The sequence below is a fragment of the Neoroseomonas marina genome (assembly GCF_012927745.1).
Lineage (GTDB): Bacteria > Pseudomonadota > Alphaproteobacteria > Acetobacterales > Acetobacteraceae > Neoroseomonas > Neoroseomonas marina.
In genome coordinates, this window is record NZ_JABBKX010000010.1 from 140,738 (window position 1) to 158,855 (window position 18,118).

General features: G+C 69.6%; 14 protein-coding genes. 8 read left to right on the forward strand and 6 right to left on the reverse strand.

Going from position 1 to position 18,118, the window contains the following annotated elements:
• Window positions 1-49: 49 nt before the first annotated feature.
• Both GWK16_RS21980 and GWK16_RS21985 read left to right on the forward strand, forming a co-directional pair.
• A complete protein-coding gene (locus tag GWK16_RS21980; RefSeq protein WP_170056141.1) occupies window positions 50-1,594 on the forward strand; it encodes a carboxyl transferase domain-containing protein in 1,545 nt (514 codons plus the stop codon).
• Entirely contained in the window at window positions 1,594-3,603 is a 2,010-nt protein-coding gene (locus GWK16_RS21985) for an acetyl/propionyl/methylcrotonyl-CoA carboxylase subunit alpha (RefSeq protein WP_170056120.1), read from the forward strand. Before GWK16_RS21980 ends, GWK16_RS21985 begins: the two co-directional genes overlap by 1 nt.
• Here the strand turns inward: GWK16_RS21985 and GWK16_RS21990 are convergent.
• From GWK16_RS21990 to GWK16_RS22005, 4 genes are all read right to left on the reverse strand, one after another.
• A complete protein-coding gene (locus tag GWK16_RS21990) occupies window positions 3,563-4,027 on the reverse strand; it encodes a hypothetical protein (protein ID WP_170056121.1) in 465 nt (154 codons plus the stop codon). The two genes, GWK16_RS21985 and GWK16_RS21990, sit on opposite strands and share 41 nt — an antisense overlap.
• 83 nt (window positions 4,028-4,110) lie before the next feature.
• Entirely contained in the window at window positions 4,111-7,332 is a 3,222-nt protein-coding gene (locus GWK16_RS21995) for an error-prone DNA polymerase (protein ID WP_170056122.1), read from the reverse strand.
• The gene (locus GWK16_RS22000) at window positions 7,329-8,927 is read right to left on the reverse strand and encodes a Y-family DNA polymerase (RefSeq protein WP_170056123.1); all 1,599 of its coding nucleotides are present in this window, start codon (window positions 8,925-8,927) and stop codon (window positions 7,329-7,331) included. The genes GWK16_RS21995 and GWK16_RS22000 overlap by 4 nt, the downstream gene beginning before the upstream one ends.
• Before the next feature lie 26 nt (window positions 8,928-8,953).
• Entirely contained in the window at window positions 8,954-9,691 is a 738-nt protein-coding gene (locus tag GWK16_RS22005) for an ImuA family protein (RefSeq protein ID WP_170056124.1), read from the reverse strand.
• Between the two features lie 209 nt (window positions 9,692-9,900).
• Here GWK16_RS22005 and GWK16_RS22010 point away from each other — a divergent pair, with 209 nt between their 5' ends.
• Together GWK16_RS22010 and cysE are read left to right on the forward strand one after the other, a co-directional pair.
• On the forward strand, window positions 9,901-10,923 hold the full coding sequence (locus tag GWK16_RS22010) for a cysteine synthase A (protein WP_170056125.1): 1,023 nt from the start codon (window positions 9,901-9,903) through the stop codon (window positions 10,921-10,923).
• 4 nt (window positions 10,924-10,927) lie between these two features.
• The gene (cysE, locus tag GWK16_RS22015) at window positions 10,928-11,581 is read left to right on the forward strand and encodes a serine O-acetyltransferase (RefSeq protein WP_170056126.1); all 654 of its coding nucleotides are present in this window, start codon (window positions 10,928-10,930) and stop codon (window positions 11,579-11,581) included.
• Here the strand turns inward: cysE and mgtA are convergent.
• Window positions 11,568-14,120, reverse strand: coding sequence for a magnesium-translocating P-type ATPase (mgtA, locus tag GWK16_RS22020; protein ID WP_211187645.1), 2,553 nt, complete (start codon window positions 14,118-14,120; stop codon window positions 11,568-11,570). The two genes, cysE and mgtA, sit on opposite strands and share 14 nt — an antisense overlap.
• A 76-nt stretch (window positions 14,121-14,196) precedes the next feature.
• Window positions 14,197-14,418: a DUF1127 domain-containing protein gene (locus GWK16_RS22025; protein ID WP_170056128.1), complete on the reverse strand. Its 222-nt coding sequence runs from the start codon at window positions 14,416-14,418 to the stop codon at window positions 14,197-14,199.
• Window positions 14,419-14,540: 122 nt separating this feature from the next.
• On the opposite strand from GWK16_RS22025, the gene GWK16_RS22030 reads away from it, so the two are divergent.
• From GWK16_RS22030 to GWK16_RS22045, 4 genes are read left to right on the forward strand one after another with little or no spacing between them, the layout of a single operon-like run.
• Window positions 14,541-15,425 (forward strand): LysR substrate-binding domain-containing protein, encoded by an 885-nt coding sequence (locus GWK16_RS22030; protein ID WP_170056129.1) that lies wholly within the window; start codon window positions 14,541-14,543, stop codon window positions 15,423-15,425.
• Between the two features lie 57 nt (window positions 15,426-15,482).
• Window positions 15,483-16,451 carry a Bug family tripartite tricarboxylate transporter substrate binding protein gene (locus tag GWK16_RS22035; protein WP_170056130.1) on the forward strand — a complete coding sequence of 323 codons (969 nt, stop codon included), beginning with the start codon at window positions 15,483-15,485 and terminating at the stop codon, window positions 16,449-16,451.
• 1 nt (window position 16,452) lies between these two features.
• Entirely contained in the window at window positions 16,453-17,037 is a 585-nt protein-coding gene (locus GWK16_RS22040) for a D-sedoheptulose-7-phosphate isomerase (RefSeq protein ID WP_170056131.1), read from the forward strand.
• A complete protein-coding gene (locus tag GWK16_RS22045; protein WP_170056132.1) occupies window positions 17,034-18,005 on the forward strand; it encodes an NAD-dependent epimerase/dehydratase family protein in 972 nt (323 codons plus the stop codon). The genes GWK16_RS22040 and GWK16_RS22045 overlap by 4 nt, the downstream gene beginning before the upstream one ends.
• The last annotated feature ends 113 nt before the right edge of the window (window positions 18,006-18,118 follow it).

The window sequence follows — 18,118 nt, forward strand, 5'->3', positions numbered from 1 at the left end:
CTCCTCCGTCGACACGCGCTCGGAAGCGTTCCGCGCGAATGCGGCGACGATGCGCGGGCTGCTCGACACGCTCGGCGCCCGCACGGCCGAGGCTGCGGCCGGCGGGCCCGAGGCGGCGCGGCAGAAGCACGTCGCGCGCGGCAAGCTGCTGCCGCGGGAGCGCGTGGAGCGTCTGCTCGACCGCGGCGCGCCGTTCCTGGAGCTCTCACCGCTGGCGGCGCATGGCATGTATGGCGGTGAGGTGCCGGGCGCCGGGATGATCACTGGCATCGGCCGCGTCTCGGGCCGCGAATGCGTCATCGTTGCCAATGATGCGACGGTGAAGGGCGGGACCTACTACCCGATCACGGTGAAGAAGCACCTGCGGGCGCAGGAAATCGCCGCGCAGAACCGGCTGCCGTGCATCTATCTGGTTGATTCGGGCGGGGCGAACCTGCCCAACCAGGACGAGATCTTCCCCGACCGCGAGCATTTCGGACGCATCTTCTACAATCAGGCGCGCATGTCGGGGGCGGGGATTCCGCAGATCGCCTCGGTGATGGGGTCCTGCACCGCCGGCGGCGCCTATGTGCCCGCCATGTGCGACGAGGCGGTGATCGTGAGGGAACAGGGCACGATTTTCCTCGCCGGCCCGCCGCTGGTGAAGGCGGCGACTGGGGAGGTGGTGAGCGCCGAGGATCTCGGCGGCGCGGATGTCCATACGCGGCTGTCCGGCGTGGCCGACCATTTCGCGGCGGACGACATGCATGCGCTCGGCATCGTGCGGCGGATCGTCGCCAATCTCGGGGCAGGGCCGCGCGCGACACTCGCGACGCGCGATCCGGCGCCGCCGCGCTACGACCCGACGGAACTGCACGGGATCGTCCCGCCTGACCTGCGTACTCCGGTTGAGGCGCGGGAGATCATCGCGCGGATCGTCGACGGATCGGAACTCGATGAGTTCAAGCACCGCTATGGTACGACGCTGATCTGCGGCTTCGCGCGCATCTGGGGGATGCCGGTCGGGATCCTCGCGAACAACGGCATCCTGTTCTCGGAATCGGCGCAGAAGGGCGCGCATTTCGTCGAGCTCTGCTGCCAGCGCGGTATTCCGCTGCTGTTCCTGCAGAACATCGCGGGCTTCATGGTGGGCCGGAAGTATGAGGCCGGCGGCATCGCCAAGGATGGTGCGAAACTGGTCACGGCCGTCGCCAGCGCGAACGTGCCGAAGTTCACGGTCATCACCGGCGGGTCCTTCGGCGCAGGCAACTACGGCATGTGCGGGCGCGCCTATTCGCCGCGCTTCCTGTTCACCTGGCCGAACTCGCGCATCTCGGTGATGGGCGGGGAGCAGGCGGCGAGCGTGCTCGCCACGCTGCGGCGCGACAACATCGAGGCGCGCGGCGAGATCTGGAGCGAGGAGGCGGAGGACGCCTTCAAGGCGCCGATCCGCGAGAAGTACGAGCGCGAGGGCGATCCCTATTACGCCACCGCGCGGCTTTGGGACGACGGCATCATCGACCCGGCCGACACGCGCGATGTGCTTGGCCTTGCCATGGCCGCCTCGCTGAACGCCCCGATCGAGGAGACGCGCTTCGGCGTGTTCCGCATGTGATGTTCCGTAGTCTTCTCATCGCCAACCGGGGCGAGATCGCCTGCCGCATCATGCGCACGGCGCAGCGCATGGGCATCCGTTGCATCGCGGTGTTCAGCGAGGCCGACGCGAACGCCCTGCATGTCGCGCTGGCCGACGAGGCGTACCCGATCGGCGCCGCCCCGACGCGCGACTCCTACCTGCGCGCCCACCGCATCATCGAGGTCGCGCGCACCGCGGGCGCGGAGGCCATTCATCCAGGCTACGGGTTCCTCTCGGAGAATGCCGACTTCGCCGAGGCCTGCGCGGCGGTCGGCATCGCTTTCGTCGGCCCGCCGCCTTCCGCCATCCGCGCCATGGGCAGCAAGGCGGAATCCAAGGCGCTGATGGTCGCCGCGGGGGTGCCCGTCGTGCCGGGCTACCATGGGGAGGACCAGTCGGAGGAACGCTTGGCAGCCGAGGCCGCACGCATCGGCTTTCCCGTGCTGATCAAGGCGAGCGCGGGCGGCGGCGGCAAGGGCATGCGCCCGGTCCATTCAGCCGCGGATTTCCTCGACGAGCTGGCGGGCGCGCGGCGCGAGGCGCGCGCGGCCTTCGGAGACGATCGCGTGCTGCTGGAACGCTACCTCCAGAAGCCCCGGCACGTGGAGGTGCAGGTCTTCGCCGACCGGCATGGCAACACGCTGCACCTGCATACGCGCGACTGCTCGGTGCAGCGGCGGCACCAGAAGGTGCTCGAGGAAGCGCCGGCGCCGGACCTCTCGCCCGCGCTGCGTGCCCGCCTGCACGATTCCGCCGTCGCCGCGGCGCGCGCGGTCGGCTACGTCAATGCCGGCACGGTCGAATTCATCGTCGAAGGCGAGGACGCCTTCTTCATGGAGATGAACACGAGGCTGCAGGTCGAGCATCCGGTGACGGAGATGGTCACGGGCCTCGACCTGGTCGAGTGGCAACTCCGTGTCGCGGCTGGCGAGGCGCTGCCGCTGACCGCCGCGCCGGAACCGCGTGGCCACAGCGTGGAGGTGCGCCTCTACGCCGAGGATCCGGCGCATGATTTCCGCCCCTCCACCGGCCGGCTGCGCCACTTCGGCACGCCGGCGGCGTCGGACGATCTTCGCATCGAGACCGGCGTGCGTTCGGGCGATGCCATCACGCCGCACTACGATCCGATGATCGCCAAGATCGTCGCCTGGGGGCCGGACCGCCCGGCGGCGCTGGCCCGGCTGCACGCGGCCCTTCTGGGAACCGAGGTCGGCGGCCTCGCTACCAATCTTGGCTTCCTCGCGCGCCTGGCGGCCCACCCGGCGATGCGTGCGGCGGAACTGGACACCGGCTTTCTCGCGCGGCATCGCGAGGCGTTGATTCCGTCCCCGGAGGCCGCACCAGCCGAAGCGGTCGCCGCGGCGGCGGCGATGCATCTGCTGTGGCGTTGGGGGGAGGATGCGGGCGCGGCGCTGCGTGGCGGGACGGCTTCCCCCTGGGACCGGAAGGATGGATGGCGGCTACAGGGGGTAGCGGCCGTGCATCTCCGCCTGAAGGACGGCGCGGCGATCCGCGAGGTGAACGTCTCCTTGCGACGTGGGGCGATGTCCATCGCCGTCGATGGCGGTGCGGCGATCGATGTCGCCGCGCGCTGGCGCGAGGGCGGGGCGAGCGTGAGCCTCGGTGGTGTGGAGCGCCGCATCTGCTACGCCCAGGACAACGAGGTGATCGAGATCGGGTGGCGCGATGACCGCTTCGTCTTCGGTCTCATCGATTCCTACGCACCGGCGGGGGGCGAGGCGGCAGCGGAGGGCCGGCTCTCGGCGCCGATCCCGGGGCGCGTCGTGCAGGTGCTGGTCGCAGCCGGCGACCGCGTTGCGCGGGGCCAGGTGGTCGCGATCCTCGAGGCGATGAAGACGGAGTTACGCATCGCCGCGCCGGCCGACGGCATCGTCGCCCATGTCGGCTGCGCGGCAGGCGACAGCGTGGAGGAAGGGACGGAGATCGTCACCCTCGCGCCGCCGGACGGGGACGGATCGCCTCCCTGATCGGGTGGCGCAGCAGAAGCCCGGCACGGCGCAGCGCGCAGCCCAGGTGGATCGCCGCGGGCATCGCGCCGTAGGCGGATTGCAGGGGCAGCAGGCGGAGGAACGCGGCGAGCGCCTCGCTGCGCACGCCCCGCTGGGCGAGGGCGGAGGCGAGCAGCAGGGCGGCCTCCTGTGGCAGGACGCGCGGACAAAGGGGGCAACCAGCCGAGATCGGGGCCCAGCGCAGCAGCGCGTCGAGCGGCATCGCTGCGGATCCGGCCTCTTCGGTCACCAGCACGAATTGGGAGGCCGGTAGCGGCGGTGTGCTCATCCGTGCCGCGGCGTGCCAGGCGCGTATCGCGTCCAGCAGCAGGCGTTCCGGCGGAGGCAGGTCATCCGCCACGGCGCCGGCCCAGGGCCAGGTGGGAAGGCCGCCAGTGCTCATCGGGGCTCCTTTCGCTGCGCAAGCCCCAGATACAGCAAATGAGAATGATTCGCAATCATGGCGGCTTCATGCCTGCGTGCCGCTCAGCGGAAATCCCGGCTGGCGGGCATGCGCATCCGGGGCGGCGTATCGCGGCGGTAATCCGGATGCCGCACCTCATCGGCGCGGGCCATGGCGTTCTCCCAGCGGGCATCATCGAGGTGATGCAAAGTCGCCAGCAGGCCGGTCCGGTCACTGAGGCGTCGGACCAGCAGGTGTATGATCGGGACTTCACCGCCTTCGACCCGCTCCACGGTGCCTTCGGCAATCACGAGCTTGGCGGCGACGACCGCCGCGCGGAAACGTTCCGCGACATCCGCATACATGACCAGGTTGGCGGTGCCGTGCTCATCCTCGATGGTGAAAAAGACCACACCTTTGGCGCTGCCCGGCCGTTGGCGTACCAGCACCAGGCCTGGCAGGCGGAGCCTTTGTCCCCGTCGCGCGGTTGCGAGGAAGCGGGTATCCGCCAGCCCCATTTCCCGGAGTTTCGGGCGAAGCAGGCGCAAGGGATGCGCCCGCAAGGTCAGGCCGGTCCCGGCATAGTCGAGGACGGTTTGCTCCCCGGCCGTCGCGCGAGGAAGGTGAGGGGTGGTCTCCCGCCCCTCGGCGGCGGCCAGCGGAGGTGCCGGCCCTGACAGGGCGGCCGCATCCCAGAGCGCTGCCCGGCGATCGCGTCCGAGGCCATGGAAGCCATCGGCCCTGGCGAGGGCTTCCAAGGCGGTCCGATCGAGGTGCGCGCGCGTGGCAAGATCGGCGATCGACCGGAAGGGGGCCTCGGCCCGCGCGACCCCGAGCCGCTCTGCCTCTTCCTGGCCAAGTCCGTTGACGAGGCGCAGGCCCAGCCGCAGGGCCAGGCCCTCGGCACTGCCAGGATCGGGTTCCAAGGTGCAGTCCCAATGACTGGCGGTCACGTCGATGGGCCGGACCGCGACGCCATGATCCTTTGCATCACGCACGATCTGCGCCGGGGCGTAGAAACCCATCGGTTGGCTGTTCAGCAGGGCGCAGGCGAAGATTGCCGGGTGGTGGCATTTCACCCAGGCGCTCGCATAGACCAACAGGGCGAAGGACATGGCGTGGCTTTCCGGAAAGCCGTAGCTGCCGAAGCCTTCGATCTGGTGGAAGCAGCGCTCGGCGAAGTCGGACGGATAACCGCGACGGAGCATGCCGGTGATGAATTTCTGTCGGAAGGCGGTGACCTTGCCTTCATTCCGAAAGGTCGCCATGGCGCGGCGCAGAGCGTCCGCCTCGGTCGGCGTGAAGCCGGCGGCAACGATGGCGATGCGCATCGCCTGCTCCTGGAAGAGCGGCACGCCGTAGGTTTCCTGCAGTACAGCCTTAAGCTCATCCGGGTCGCCGCCGATGGGGGAGGGGATGTCCGGCGGTTCCAACTTGTCGCGTCGCCTCAGGTAGGGATGCACCATGTCGCCCTGGATCGGCCCCGGGCGGACGATCGCGACCTCCACTACCAGGTCGTAGAATCTCCTGGGCTTCAACCGGGGCAGCATGTTCATCTGTGCGCGGCTTTCCACCTGGAAGACGCCGACCGCATCTGCCCGGCAGAGCATGTCGTAGACGCGCGGATCGTCGCGGGTCATGTCGCTCAACGCGATCCGCCTGCGATGGTGCCGTTCGATCAGATCGAAGCCGCGGCGCAGGCAGGTCAGCATGCCGAGGCCCAGTATATCGACCTTCAACATGCGCAGTGCCTCGATGTCGTCCTTGTCCCATTCGAGGGTGGTGCGATCTTCCATTGCCGCGTTCGAGACAACGGCGAGTTCGACGAGCGGCCCCTCGGTGATGACGAAACCGCCGACATGGGTGGAGAGATGGCGGGGAAAATCCTGGATCTCTTCCGCGAGTTCCAAGGCCATGGCGAGGCGGGGGTCGCCTTTCGCGTCCAGTCCCAGCTCGGCTGCGACATCGGTCATGTCGCGGTCCCCGCGCGGCCCCCAGACGGCTTTTGCCAGGCCGGCGGTGACATCCTCCGTGAGACCGAACGCCTTGCCTACTTCACGAATGGCGCTGCGCGGGCGATAGCGGGCGAGCGTGGCGCAGAGTGCGGCTCTGTCGCGGCCGTAGCGCGCGTAGATATGCTGGATCACCTCCTCGCGCCGCTCGTGCTCGAAATCCACATCGATGTCAGGCGGCTCATTCCGGGCGGTGGAAAGGAAGCGCGCGAAAAGAAGGTCGTGCGTTTCGACATCGGCGGCGGTGATGCCGAGCACGTAGCAGACTGCCGAATTGGCTGCCGAACCGCGGCCCTGGAACAGAATCTCCTTGCTTTGCGCAAAGCGGATGATTTCGTGAACCGTCAGGAAATAGGGTGCGTAATCGAGCTGCGCTATCAGTGCGAGCTCCTCATCGAGCAGGCCTCGGAGTTTCTCCGACGGTCCTGACGGCCAGCGTCTGACGAGCGCTTCCTCGACGCGCGCCTCGAGGGTCTCTTGCGCGCTGCGACCAGTGTCGAGAATCTCCTTCGGATACTCATAGCTGAGCATGTCGAGGCTGAAGCGGCAGGCCTCGACCACCCGTCGCGTATTCCGCACGGCTTCCTCATGGCCGTGGAACAGCCGGAGCATGTCCGCCGGCGGCTTCAGATGGGCCTCGGCATTCGCCTCCGCGGCGAAACCCAATGCATCGACCGTCGTGCGAAGCCTGATGGCCGTCAGCACATCGGCAAGGCGCCGCCGTTCCCGTGCATGGAAACGTGTGCCGCCAGCGGCGAGCAGCGGGATACCGAGCGACGCAAGGCTATCCCGCCGCGTGCGGTCATCGCCGCGATAGCGATGCGGCACCGCGCAGAACAGGGGCAGGGCAAGATGAGGTTGCAGCGCTGCGGCGTCAGCCCGGAGCCTTGCCGAGAAATCCGTTCCTATGTCTTCCGGCGCCATCGTTGCCATGACGCTGCCTTGCGCGTGCGCAATCAACGCGTCGCGGCTGATGTGGCATTCGCCTTTCGGGGCGGCCATGCGCCCTTCCGAAATCAGTCTTGTCAGTCTTCCCCAGGCGGTGCGGTCTGTCGGCCAGGCCAGATACTCGCCCCCGTCGGTGAGGCAGAGCCGCACACCGGGGACGAAACGCAATGCCTCTTCCTTGGCGGCGACATGCGCCCGCACCACGCCGGCAAAGGAATTGCGGTCCGCCACGCCGATGGCGAGATGACCGAGTGACTTGGCAGTCGCCACCAGTTCAGAGGGATGCGACGCTCCTTCCAGGAAGGAGAAGTTCGTCAGGGCGCCGAGTTCGGCGAAGTCGCTCACGGCAGATGCCCGTGCAGCACCCAGCGGGCTTCAGGTCCCATCGGGCCGCTTCGGCAGACCCACAGCCGCGCGCCTGAATCCAGTTCCACGGGGTAATAATCGCGCGCCAGGCGATTGGGCCCGTCCCGCCACCATTCCGGTTCGATCCGCTCGGCGTCTTCGGCGCGCCGGACACGATGCCAGATGCGACCGAGCCGAATGCGGAAAGGCGGGCCGTCCGGGACCTGCGCCATCACCTGCAGGAAGGGAGGACGCCGCAGCAGGCGCACCGGCCGCGGTCGCGGTACCCAGCAATGCGACAGTTCCGCGGTTTCGAACGCATTCATGCGCGCCATGGCCCGTTCCGGCCAATGGCTGGCCCGCACCGCCAGGCGCCATACCGGCAGCCGTTGCGACAGGCGGTCGAGCAGTTGTGCCAGTTCCTCCCGCCGTTCGGCGCGGCCTGCCGTCCCGAGATTCTCCTGCATGCCGGTCAAGGGATTGGTCATCGACGCTTCCAGCGTCAGGCGATCGAAGCCGCAATCCGGTTCGAGGCCTTCCAGCTTTCCCTTGAACAACCGCGCGAGATGCTGCGGATCGCGTGTCGCGAGCCCGGTGCCGATCGTGAGTTCCTGCACATTCCCATCGACGCGATATGCGCGCAGCAGGATCCGCCGGGCTCCACGCCCGGCTTCACGCAGGGCGCGGCACAACGCGGCCAGCAGATCGGCCAGCGCGGCCTCGATGCCTTCCCGTGTCACCACCGGGTCGACAAAATCCCGCATCACGGCCATTTCGGGCGGCAGGCGGATCGGAATGATCGGGCGCGCGGTCAACCCGAGGGCCTCATCGAGCGCGTGCACCAGACCGGTGCCGAAGCGGCGTGCCAGTGCCGGCCGTGGCTGGGCGTCCACAATGCCGACGGACCGCAGGCCAAGACCCTGCAATGCGCTGATCATCGCCGGTTCCAGGTTCAACGCTGCGAGCGACAACGGTGCAACCGTGCTTCGCTCCTGTCCCGACGGCACCTCCCCTTCCCATCCGGCATGCACCAGCGCGAGCGCCGTGCCGGCCATGCCTGCGACGGCCGTGATGGCGGTCAGGCCCATCCGCGCCAGCCTGGCCAGCACCTCCTCGCGCAGGGCGGCTTCGCCCTTGAAGAGATGCTCGACGCCGGTGATGTCCAGCATCAGGCCATTGCGCCCAATGACGCCGACCAGCGGGGTGAAGCGCAGGGCCCAGAGGGCGAGACGTTCCAGGGCCAGCGCGTCGCCGGCCGGATCCTCCGGTGCCAGCGCCACGTCGGGCAGGATGGCCTGCGCATCCGCGAGGGCCTGACCCACCTCCAGCCCGGCCGCCTCGGCATCCGCATTGACCGAAACCACAACCCGCTTTGCTCCCTGCTGTGCCCAGACGGCAGCCGGGCCTGAGCGGAGAAGTCGCTCCACGGAAAAGCGGGGGAAGAGAATGGCGAGGATGCGACGCCGCGCCTGCCCGCGAATCTCCATTCCGCGGCTCTGGGTCGGACAGGATGCGGTTTCCGGTCCTTCCACGGCTCCGCGCGCGAGGAGGGGAAGGGATGGCGTCCGCGCCTCCGTCGTCGCGGGGAGTTCCATGCGCGGTGGTCTGCAGCATCTCCGCCTCATGCCCGTCTCCGTGCCGGGGCATCGCGTGTCGATCTCTCGTCGGTGACCAACTGGTCGCCGTGCCAGGCGGCTTGCCAGCTTTTCGGCCGGCCGCTCCGGCAACGCAGCAGGTCGAGCGTCCAGGCAGGATCGCCCAGTTCGTGCGGACTGTTGGTGGCGGACGGCGCGGCGCCGATGCGCCAGCGGGTCAAGGCCGCGGTCGGGGCGGCGTTGTCCTCGTCCGGCCGCAGCAGCAGACCGAGCACGCCGCCGGCCTCGGCGGCCAGTTGCAGCCGGCGGGCGGCGGTGAGGTCGAGTTCGCCCGTGACCAGCAACGCGGCGCCGACGGCCGGGCAACGCAGGGTTTCCTCCATGGCCCAGAGCGCGTCCTGCGTGTGCGGCGCCCGCACCAGCACGAGCTGCGCGGGGGAAAGGCCAAAGCGCGCGAGGCCCGGCGGCCAGGCGTCCGGCTCCGGCGCGATCCAAAGAACGGTGCCGCCGGCGCGGGCCAGCACCAGCGCAGCGAAGCCGGCGGCGGCACCGGGTTCAGCGGCCAGCACCTCGTGCAGGGCCGCGCGCGGCAGGCCCCCCCAGGGCAGGGCGGCGTCGATGACGGGGGAGAGCGGGATCGCTTCCTCCCCGCGGGCCGACAGGGCCTCGGCCGCGCCGGCGCGCTCCAGCCGCGCGATGCGGGCGCGCAGCGCGGAGATCAGGGCGGGACGGTCGAGCGGGGCTTGGGTCTGGGGGGCGGACATGGCCAAGGATGGGGGCCGTTGATGTTCGCTTTATGTTCTCGTATCGCCTGCCCGAAGGTCAAGGACCGTGGATGGTTTGGCTTTCCCGGGGGCGGAAATGCCAAGGATTTCTGCCTGCAAGGTCTTCAGGAGAAAGGATTTCCGGCCCCTTGCCCCGCCCGCCGCGCCACCCGACCATCACCTTTATAAGAGAGTAAGGAACGCCCCCGATGGATGCAGTCCCGCCCCCCGCTCCCGGCATCGTGGACGGTTTCGAAGGCGCGGTCGGCAATACGCCGCTGATCCGCCTGCGCAGGGCCAGCGCGGCCACGGGCTGCGAAATCCTCGGCAAGGCGGAGTTCATGAACCCCGGCGGATCGGTGAAGGATCGGGCGGGACTCGGCATCATCCTCGATGCCGAGAAGCGCGGCCTGCTCACCCCCGGCAAGCCCGGCACCATCGTGGAAGGCACCGCGGGCAATACCGGCATCGGCATCACCCTGGTGGCCAATGCGCGCGGCTATCGCAGCGTCATCGTCATCCCCGAAACGCAGAGCCGGGAGAAGATCGACTTCCTGCGCATGATCGGCGCCGACCTGCGCCTGGTGCCGGCCAAGCCCTATTCTGACCCCGGCAACTACGTGCATTTCAGCCGGCGACTCGCCGAGGAGCTGGGCGCCGTCCATGCCAACCAGTTCGACAACACGGCGAACCGCGCCGCGCATGAGGCGACGACGGGTCCGGAGATCTGGAACCAGACGGATGGGCGTGTGGACGCCTTTACCTGTTCCTGCGGCACCGGCGGTTCGCTCGCCGGCGTGGCGCGGGCCCTGAAGGCCCGGAAGCCCGGCCTGCGCATCGTCCTCGCCGACCCGATGGGCAGCGCGCTCTATGCCTGGGTGAAGACCGGCACGCTGAAGGCCGAGGGCAACTCGATCACCGAGGGTATTGGCCAGGCCGCCCGCGTGCCCGGCAACCTCGAGCCCGACCGCGCGCTGATCGACGACGCCGTGCAGGTGACGGACGACGAAGCGCTCGAGCAGGTCTTCGATCTGCAGATCCATGAGGGGATCTCGATCGGCGGTTCGGCCGGCATCAACGTTGCGGCGGCGATCAAGGTGGCGAAGGCGCTCGGTCCTGGGCACCGCATCGTGACGCTGCTCTGCGACGGCGGCGCCCGTTACCAGTCCAAGCTGTTCAATCCGGAATTCCTGCGCGGCAAGGGCCTGCCCGTGCCGCCCTGGCTGGCGTGATCCCATGGAAGCCGTCGAACTCGCGCGCACGATCCGCAACCGCGACCCGGCGCGGCCCTCCTGGCCGGAGGCTATCCTCTGCTACGCCGGGCTGCATGCCGTGCTGTGGCATCGCCTGGCGCATGCGCTGTGGCGGGCCGGACTGAAGGGGCTCGCGCGCTTCGTCTCGCATATCGGCCGCTTCCTCACGGGGATCGAGATCCATCCCGGCGCGCGGATCGGACGACGGTTGTTCATCGACCACGGCATGGGCGTGGTGATCGGCGAGACGGCGGAAATCGGCGACGACGTGCTGATCTATCATGGCGTCACGCTCGGCGGTCTGTCGGGCCAGCCCGGCAAGCGGCACCCGACCATCGGCAACGGCGTCGCGATCGGCGCGGGGGCACAGGTGCTTGGCCCGATCCTGGTCGGCGATGGCGCGCGCATCGGCGCCAATGCCGTGGTGACGAAGGACGTGCCGGCGGGCTGCACCGTCGTCGGCATTCCGGCGCGGCCACCGGCGGGCTCGCTCTGCGCCGACCCGACCGTCGGCTATGGCATCACCCACCCCGAGGACGATCCCGTGGGCGAGCAGATCGCGGCGATGCGGGCGGAACTCGCCGCGCTGCGCACGCGCGTCGCGGAACTGGAGCGCCAGCCCGTCACGATGCGCTGAGGTGCCGATGCCCGTGGCGCCGCGGCGGCGCCATCGCCACGCGCTTCAGCATCTCCGCCGCGGCGAGATAGAGTACCACCAGCCCGCCCATCGCGAGCAGCAGCGATCCCGGTAGCGGCGCGAAGCCGAAAGCCGTGCCGATCGGCGTCAGCGCCAGCAGCAACGCGGCAGAAAGTGCACCAAGCGACGTCGCGACCAGGATCGCGTTCGGCCGCGACCGCCAGGCCGGGGCCGAGGTACGGATCAGGAAGATCACCAGGATCTGCGTCGCCATGGATTCGACGAACCAAGCGGTGCGGAATTCCTCGGGCGCCGCGCCGAAGCCCCAGATCAGGATGCCGAAGGTCGCGAGGTCGAAGACCGAGGAGAGCGGCCCGAGCACCAGGGTGAAGCGCAGCACCTCCGCCATGTTCCATCCGTGCGGCCGCGCGGCCTCGGCCGGGTCGACGGAATCGAAGGGGATGCCGGTCTCGCTGAGGTCGTAGATCAGGTTGTTGAGCAGCACCTGGATCGGCGTCAGCGGCAGGAACGGAATGGCGAGCGAGGCGACCGCCATCGACAGCATGTTGCCGAAGTTCGAGGAGGTGCCCATCCGGACATACTTCATGATGTTCGCGTGGGTGCGGCGGCCTTCCTCCACGCCATCCGCCAGGACGCCAAGGTCGTGGTCGAGCAGGATCATGTCGGCCGCTGCGCGCGCGACATCGGTCGCGCCGTCCACCGAGATGCCGGCATCCGCGGCATGGATCGCCGGCGCGTCGTTGATTCCGTCACCCAGGAAACCGACGCGATGCCCGCGCGCCTTCAGCGCCCGGATGATGCGTGTCTTCTGGTCCGGGGAGACGCGCGCGAAGAGGTCCGTCCGCAACGCCTGCGCCGCGAGCGCCCCGTCCGACAGGTGCGCGATCTCCGCCCCCGTCAGCAGCCCATGCGCCTTGATGCCCAGCGTTTCCACCAGATGTCGCACCACGGCCGGCGAATCGCCCGACACGATCTTCACCCGCACGCCGAGCCGTCCGAGCCGCGCGATCGCCTCCGCCGCACCGGCCTTGGGCGGATCGACGAAGACGCAGAAGCCGGCGAAGACGAGGCCGGTCTCATCCTCCATGGCAGCGTCGTGGGCGTCGACCGGCATGGTGCGCCATGCGACGGCGAGGCAGCGCAGCCCGGCCGCGGCCTTCGCTTCCTCGAGCGCGGCGATCCGCGCGCGTCCCGCGGCGTCGAGCGGCACGGCCGTCCCGTCCGGCAGGCCGGTCGCGATGCAATGCGGCAGGACCTCCTCGGCCGCACCCTTCACGACCAGCAGCCGTCGCCCGTCCTGCCCGGCGAGCACCGAGTTGCGCCGGCGGTCGAAAGCAAAGGGGACATCGGCGATGTGACGCCAGCCCTCGGCCGGCGAAGCGGCGGCAAGGATCGCTGCGTCCAGCGGGCTGCGCAGCCCCGTGCCCAGCCCGGCCGCGATCGCCGCGAGGTCCCGCACCCGCGGATCCTCCGCGCCGTCCGCACCGGGATGCCCGACCAGGGCGATGCGCGCCTCGGTCAGGGTACCGGTCTTGTCGGTGCAGAGCACGTCCATCGAACCGAGGTCGTGCACGGCGGCGAGCCGCTTCACGACCACGCGCCGCGCCGCCATGCGCAGCGCGCCGCGCGACAGCGTCACGGTCATCACCATCGGCAGCAGCTCGGGCGTCAGCCCGACCGCGAGGGCGACGGCAAACAGGAAGGATTCGAGCGCGGGCCGCCCCGAGACGAGGTGCGTCAGCAGCACGAAGAGCACGAGGAAGCCGGTCAGCCGCAGGATCAGTACGCCGAAATCGTGCAGGCCACGCTGGAAGGCGGAGGGCGGGGCCTCGGCCCGGAGCGCCGCGGCGATGCCGCCGAAGCGCGCGGCGGCGCCGGTCGCGACGACCAGCATCCGGGCCTCGCCGGCGACGATCGAAGTGCCGCCGAACAGGGCCGAGGTCGCTTCGGCCGGCGTCTCGGCGGCGACGGGACCGGGACGTTTCTCGACCGGGTAGGGCTCGCCGGTCAGCAGGGCCTCGTTCGCCTGGGCGGCGTGGGCGGAGAGCACGATGCCGTCGGCCGGCACCAGGTCACCGGCGGTGAGGTCCACGATGTCCCCGGGCACGACCTCCTCGGCCGGGATTTCCGTGGGAGTGCCGTCGCGCAGCACGCGGGCATGGATGGCGACGGAACGGCGCAGCGCCTCCGCCGCGGCCTCGGCGCGGTGTTCCTGCACCACGTCGAGCGCCACGGAGGCGGCGAGGATGCAGAGGATGATGGTGAAGCTCGCCCAATCCCCGGTCGCGCCGGAGATCAGGGCGGCGACGATCAGGATCGCAACGAGCGGTTCGGTCAGCCGGGCCAGGATGCGGGCGGGGATGCGCCGCGCCGCGGGAGCGCCGGCGTCGTTGCGGCCATGTTGAACAAGGCGCTGCGCGGCCTCCTCCTGCGTCAGCCCGGTGGGCGACGCGCCGAGGTCGGCGAAGACGGTCTCGGCCGGGACGGCCCAGAAATCGGGGCGGATGGGGGCGGGCATGCGACGCTCCGGAAGATCCGAACGCATGCTGCCGCAGCGGATGCGGCGGCGTCTTGCGCCGCCGCATGGCGGGGCCTCAGCGCCGCGGAGGCGTCAGGTCCCAGGGCGCGCGGGCCGCTTCCTCGAGCGCCTCGGACCGCGTGATGCCGATGTCGGCGAGCATCCGGCGATCCATTTCGGCGAGGAGCCGGCGGCTCGCGGCGGCCTGCAGGACGCGTCGCAGCCAGGCGATCCAGGCCGTGCCCTGCACGGCAAGCGTCCGGACGGTGTGGGTGGTGGCAAGGCTGCGGGTCGTCATGTGGCGGTCCTCCTGAAAGCGCCTGGGCCGGGATCCTGGCAGCAGGTGCAGCATCAGGAAAACGAAATCCCTTGACGTTAAAGATCAGCGTCATTGATATCGGCGGTCTGGAGAGCAAACCCATGCTGGCCATCCCCCCTGGCATCGATCCGGATCTGCTGCGGTCCTTCGTCTTGATCGCAGAAGGCGGGTCCTTCACCCGCGCGGCGAGTGCCGTCGGGCGCACGCAGTCCGCCGTGTCGATGCAGATCCGCCGGCTCGAGGAGACGCTGGGCCAGCCTTTGCTGCTGCGCGGGCCGCGTGGGGTCGAGACCACGCCGCATGGCGCCTGGCTGCTCGACCGGGCGCGGCGGCTTCTCGCGATGCATGACGAGATCGTCACGACCTTCCGCGCCCCGGCGGTATCGGGGACCGTGCGGCTCGGCACGCCGGACGATTATGCGTTGCGCTGGCTGCCGGGCATCCTCGCCCGCTTTGCTGAAGTTCATCCGGCCGTCGAGGTCGAGGTCACCTGTGCGCCCTCCAACGAACTGGTGGAGCGGCTGGAGGAAGATGAGATCGACCTGACGCTCCTGTCCGGGGGCAATGAACGGCCCGGCATGCTCGGCCAGCCCCTGTGGCGTGCCGGGTTGCGTTGGATCGGGTCCACCCAGCACGCGACGCATCGCCGGTCCCCCATTCCGCTCGCCACGGCGCAGCCGCGCTGCGTCTGGCATCGGGCGGCGGTCAAGGCGCTGGACGAGGCCGGGCTGCCGTGGCGCGTCGCCTATACCAGCACGTCCCAGGCCGGGACGCTGGCGCCGGCGCTCGCGGGGCTCGCCGTGACGATCGGGTTGCCGGGGCCGCTGCCGGCAGGGCTTCGGTTCCTCGGGGCCGAGGACGGCATGCCGGCGCTGCCGGACTTCGCCATTCTTCTCTTCACCGGGGCCGGCAGCAGTCCGGTCGTGGAAACCCTGGCCGAGGCGATACGGGCCGGATTCGCGGAGGCCGCGGTCACCCAGTCTTGAGCGCGCCGCGCCGCCGTGCCATCTGCCGGCCAACTTCGCTATCGGGAGTCTCCAGGGATGAATCGTCGCGCAGTGCTGGCCATCGCGACCGCAGGGCTGGCCGCTCCACGGTTGGTGCTGGCCCAAGGCAACTGGCCCGAGCGCCCGGTGCGGGTGATCATTCCGTTCCCGCCGGGCGGGTCGACCGACACGATCGCACGCCTGTTCCAGGCAAAGCTATCCGAGGGTCTCGGCAAGCCGGTCATCATCGACAACCGCGGCGGTGCGTCGGGGTCCATCGGCGGCATCGAGATGGCCCGGGCCCAGCCCGACGGCTACACCTGGATGCTCGCCTACGACAACGAGGCGACCAACCAGACCGTCATGCGCCTGCCCTACCGGGCGATGGAGGCCTTCGCGCCCGTGAGCCTGGTGGCCACGGGGCCGCTTGCCCTGGTGGCACACAAGGATACGCCGTACCGGAATTTCCAAGACGTGGTCGACGCGGCCAAGCGCGCGCCGGACACGATCGGGTATGCGACATCGGGTGTCGGTGGTCTGGCGCATGTCTCGACGACGCTGCTGACGAGTGAGGCCGGCATCCGGCTGACCCATGTGCCCTATCGCGGCGGCGGGCCTGCCGTGCAGGACGCGGTGGCGGGCAACGTGCCGCTCTTCATGTCGAACGTCGTCATCATCAGCCAGCACATCCGCAGCGGCATCCTGCGGCCGCTCGGCGTGACGACGAAGGAGGAGACGCGCCACGTGCCGGGCGTGCGATCCTTCGCCCAGCAGGGACTCGCGGATTTCGAGGCGCCGACCTGGTGGGCCTTCCTCGGCCGCGCCGGCACGCCGGAGCCCATCATGCGCAGGATGCACGAAGCGCTGACCCGCGCCGTGCTGGATCCCGACGTGAAGGCCAAGATCGAGGAACAGGGCTGCGACGTTCGGGCGTCCTCGTCCGAGGTGTGCGGGCGGTTCCTCGCGGCCGAGATCGACAAGTGGGGCCGGGTGATCCGCACCAACGGCATCACCGCGGACAGCTGAGATGGAAGAGGCCGCACGCTTCGCGGCGATGATGGAGGAGGGCGCCGTGCTGCGGCGCCGCCTCGCAAGCGAGGCCGCTGAGGCCGTGCTTGGCGTCGTCGCGGCCTGTGAGCAGGCGATCCGCGGCGGCGGGCGGCTGTTCTTCTGCGGGAATGGCGGCAGTGCGGCGGATGCGCAGCATCTCGCGACCGAGTTGTTGATCCGCCTTCGGTCCAGCGTGGAGCGGGCATCCTGGCCCGCCATCGCATTGACGCTCGATCCCACGGCGCTGACGGCAGGAGGCAACGACTACGGCTTCGAACAGGTCTTCGCGCGGCCGCTGTCGGGGCTCGGGCGCAAGGGCGACGTGCTGTTCGGCATCACGACGAGTGGCAAGTCGCCCAACGTGCTGCGGGCTTTCGAGACGGCGCGGGAGATGGGCATCGTTACCGTCGGCATGCTGGGCGGCGATGGCGGACCGGCAAGGGCGCTATGCGACCACGTGCTGCTGGTGCCGAGCCCGGTGACGGCACGGGTGCAGGAGGCACACATCGCGCTCGGGCACGCCGTGATGGAGTTGCTCGAGGACCGGCTGATCCGCGCATGACCGTCCTGGTGACCGGCGCGGCGGGCTTTATTGGCATGCATGTCGCCGAGTCGCTCCTCGCACGCGGGGAGCGGGTGATCGGCGTCGACAATCTCTCGACCTACTATGACGTGCGGTTGAAGCGGGCGCGCCTGGCTCGCCTCGAAGGCCATGCAGGGTTCACCTTCGTCCAGGCCGATGTGTCGGATCGCGAGGCGATGCTGTCGCTGGCGGAACGGGAGCCTGACGCGACGCGAATCGTGCATTTGGCGGCGCAGCCGGGGGTCCGGCATTCATTGGTCGATCCCTACGCCTACGTCCAGGCGAACGTCATGGGGCATCTCGTGATGCTCGAAGCCGCGCGGCGCCTGAAGCGGATGGACCATTTCGTCTACGCGTCGTCTTCCTCGGTCTATGGCGGCAATCGCAAGCTGCCCTTTGCCGAATCGGATCGGGTCGACCACCCGGTGTCCCTCTACGCCGCGACCAAGCGCTCGGCCGAGCTGATCAGCGAATCCTACGCGCACCTGTTCGGCCTGCCGCAGACAGGACTTCGGTTCTTCACGGTCTACGGACCATGGGGGCGGCCGGACATGGCACCGTGGCTGTTCGCGGATGCGATTCTCTCCGGCCGGCCGATCACGCTCTACGACGCGGGCCGGCTGAAGCGCGACTTCACCTTCGTCGAGGACATCGCGGCCGGTGTGCTGGGCTGCCTGGATCAGCCGGCGCCCGGTAACGCGCCGCGGTTACTGAACATCGGGAACCATCGCAGCGTCGAGGTGCGGCGCTTCGTCGAGGTGCTGGAAACAGCGCTCGGGCGGACGGCGGCCGTGGTCGATACGCCGCGGCCGGCGACGGATGTCGAGGAAACCTTCGCGGATATCGCGGCGATCGAAGCGCTGTGCGGCTTCGAACCGCGCACGTCGATCGAGGTCGGGATCCCGCGTTTTGCGGAATGGTATCTTTCCTGGCGGAAGGGGGGTTGACCGGTTCCGCCAGGGGGCATAGAAGCCCGCCACGCCGCTGGTGGGGCGGGGTTGACGGACGGGGGTTGAGGCCTTAGGTTCGTTGGCCCGCTGAGGAAGCGGGGTTTCGCTGG

What these genes read in the sequence shown, in the direction of transcription:
- GWK16_RS21980 (WP_170056141.1), top strand. Translation starts at nt 50, where the DNA reads ATGCGCGGGCTGCTCGACACGCTCGGCGCCCGCACGGCCGAGGCTGCG.
- GWK16_RS21985 (WP_170056120.1), top strand. Translation starts at nt 1,594, where the DNA reads ATGTTCCGTAGTCTTCTCATCGCCAACCGGGGCGAGATCGCCTGCCGC.
- GWK16_RS21990 (WP_170056121.1), bottom strand. Translation starts at nt 4,027, where the DNA reads ATGAGCACTGGCGGCCTTCCCACCTGGCCCTGGGCCGGCGCCGTGGCG.
- GWK16_RS22000 (WP_170056123.1), bottom strand. Translation starts at nt 8,927, where the DNA reads ATGGAACTCCCCGCGACGACGGAGGCGCGGACGCCATCCCTTCCCCTC.
- GWK16_RS22005 (WP_170056124.1), bottom strand. Translation starts at nt 9,691, where the DNA reads ATGTCCGCCCCCCAGACCCAAGCCCCGCTCGACCGTCCCGCCCTGATC.
- GWK16_RS22010 (WP_170056125.1), top strand. Translation starts at nt 9,901, where the DNA reads ATGGATGCAGTCCCGCCCCCCGCTCCCGGCATCGTGGACGGTTTCGAA.
- cysE (WP_170056126.1), top strand. Translation starts at nt 10,928, where the DNA reads ATGGAAGCCGTCGAACTCGCGCGCACGATCCGCAACCGCGACCCGGCG.
- mgtA (WP_211187645.1), bottom strand. Translation starts at nt 14,120, where the DNA reads ATGCCCGCCCCCATCCGCCCCGATTTCTGGGCCGTCCCGGCCGAGACC.
- GWK16_RS22025 (WP_170056128.1), bottom strand. Translation starts at nt 14,418, where the DNA reads ATGACGACCCGCAGCCTTGCCACCACCCACACCGTCCGGACGCTTGCC.
- GWK16_RS22030 (WP_170056129.1), top strand. Translation starts at nt 14,541, where the DNA reads ATGCTGGCCATCCCCCCTGGCATCGATCCGGATCTGCTGCGGTCCTTC.
- GWK16_RS22035 (WP_170056130.1), top strand. Translation starts at nt 15,483, where the DNA reads ATGAATCGTCGCGCAGTGCTGGCCATCGCGACCGCAGGGCTGGCCGCT.
- GWK16_RS22040 (WP_170056131.1), top strand. Translation starts at nt 16,453, where the DNA reads ATGGAAGAGGCCGCACGCTTCGCGGCGATGATGGAGGAGGGCGCCGTG.
- GWK16_RS22045 (WP_170056132.1), top strand. Translation starts at nt 17,034, where the DNA reads ATGACCGTCCTGGTGACCGGCGCGGCGGGCTTTATTGGCATGCATGTC.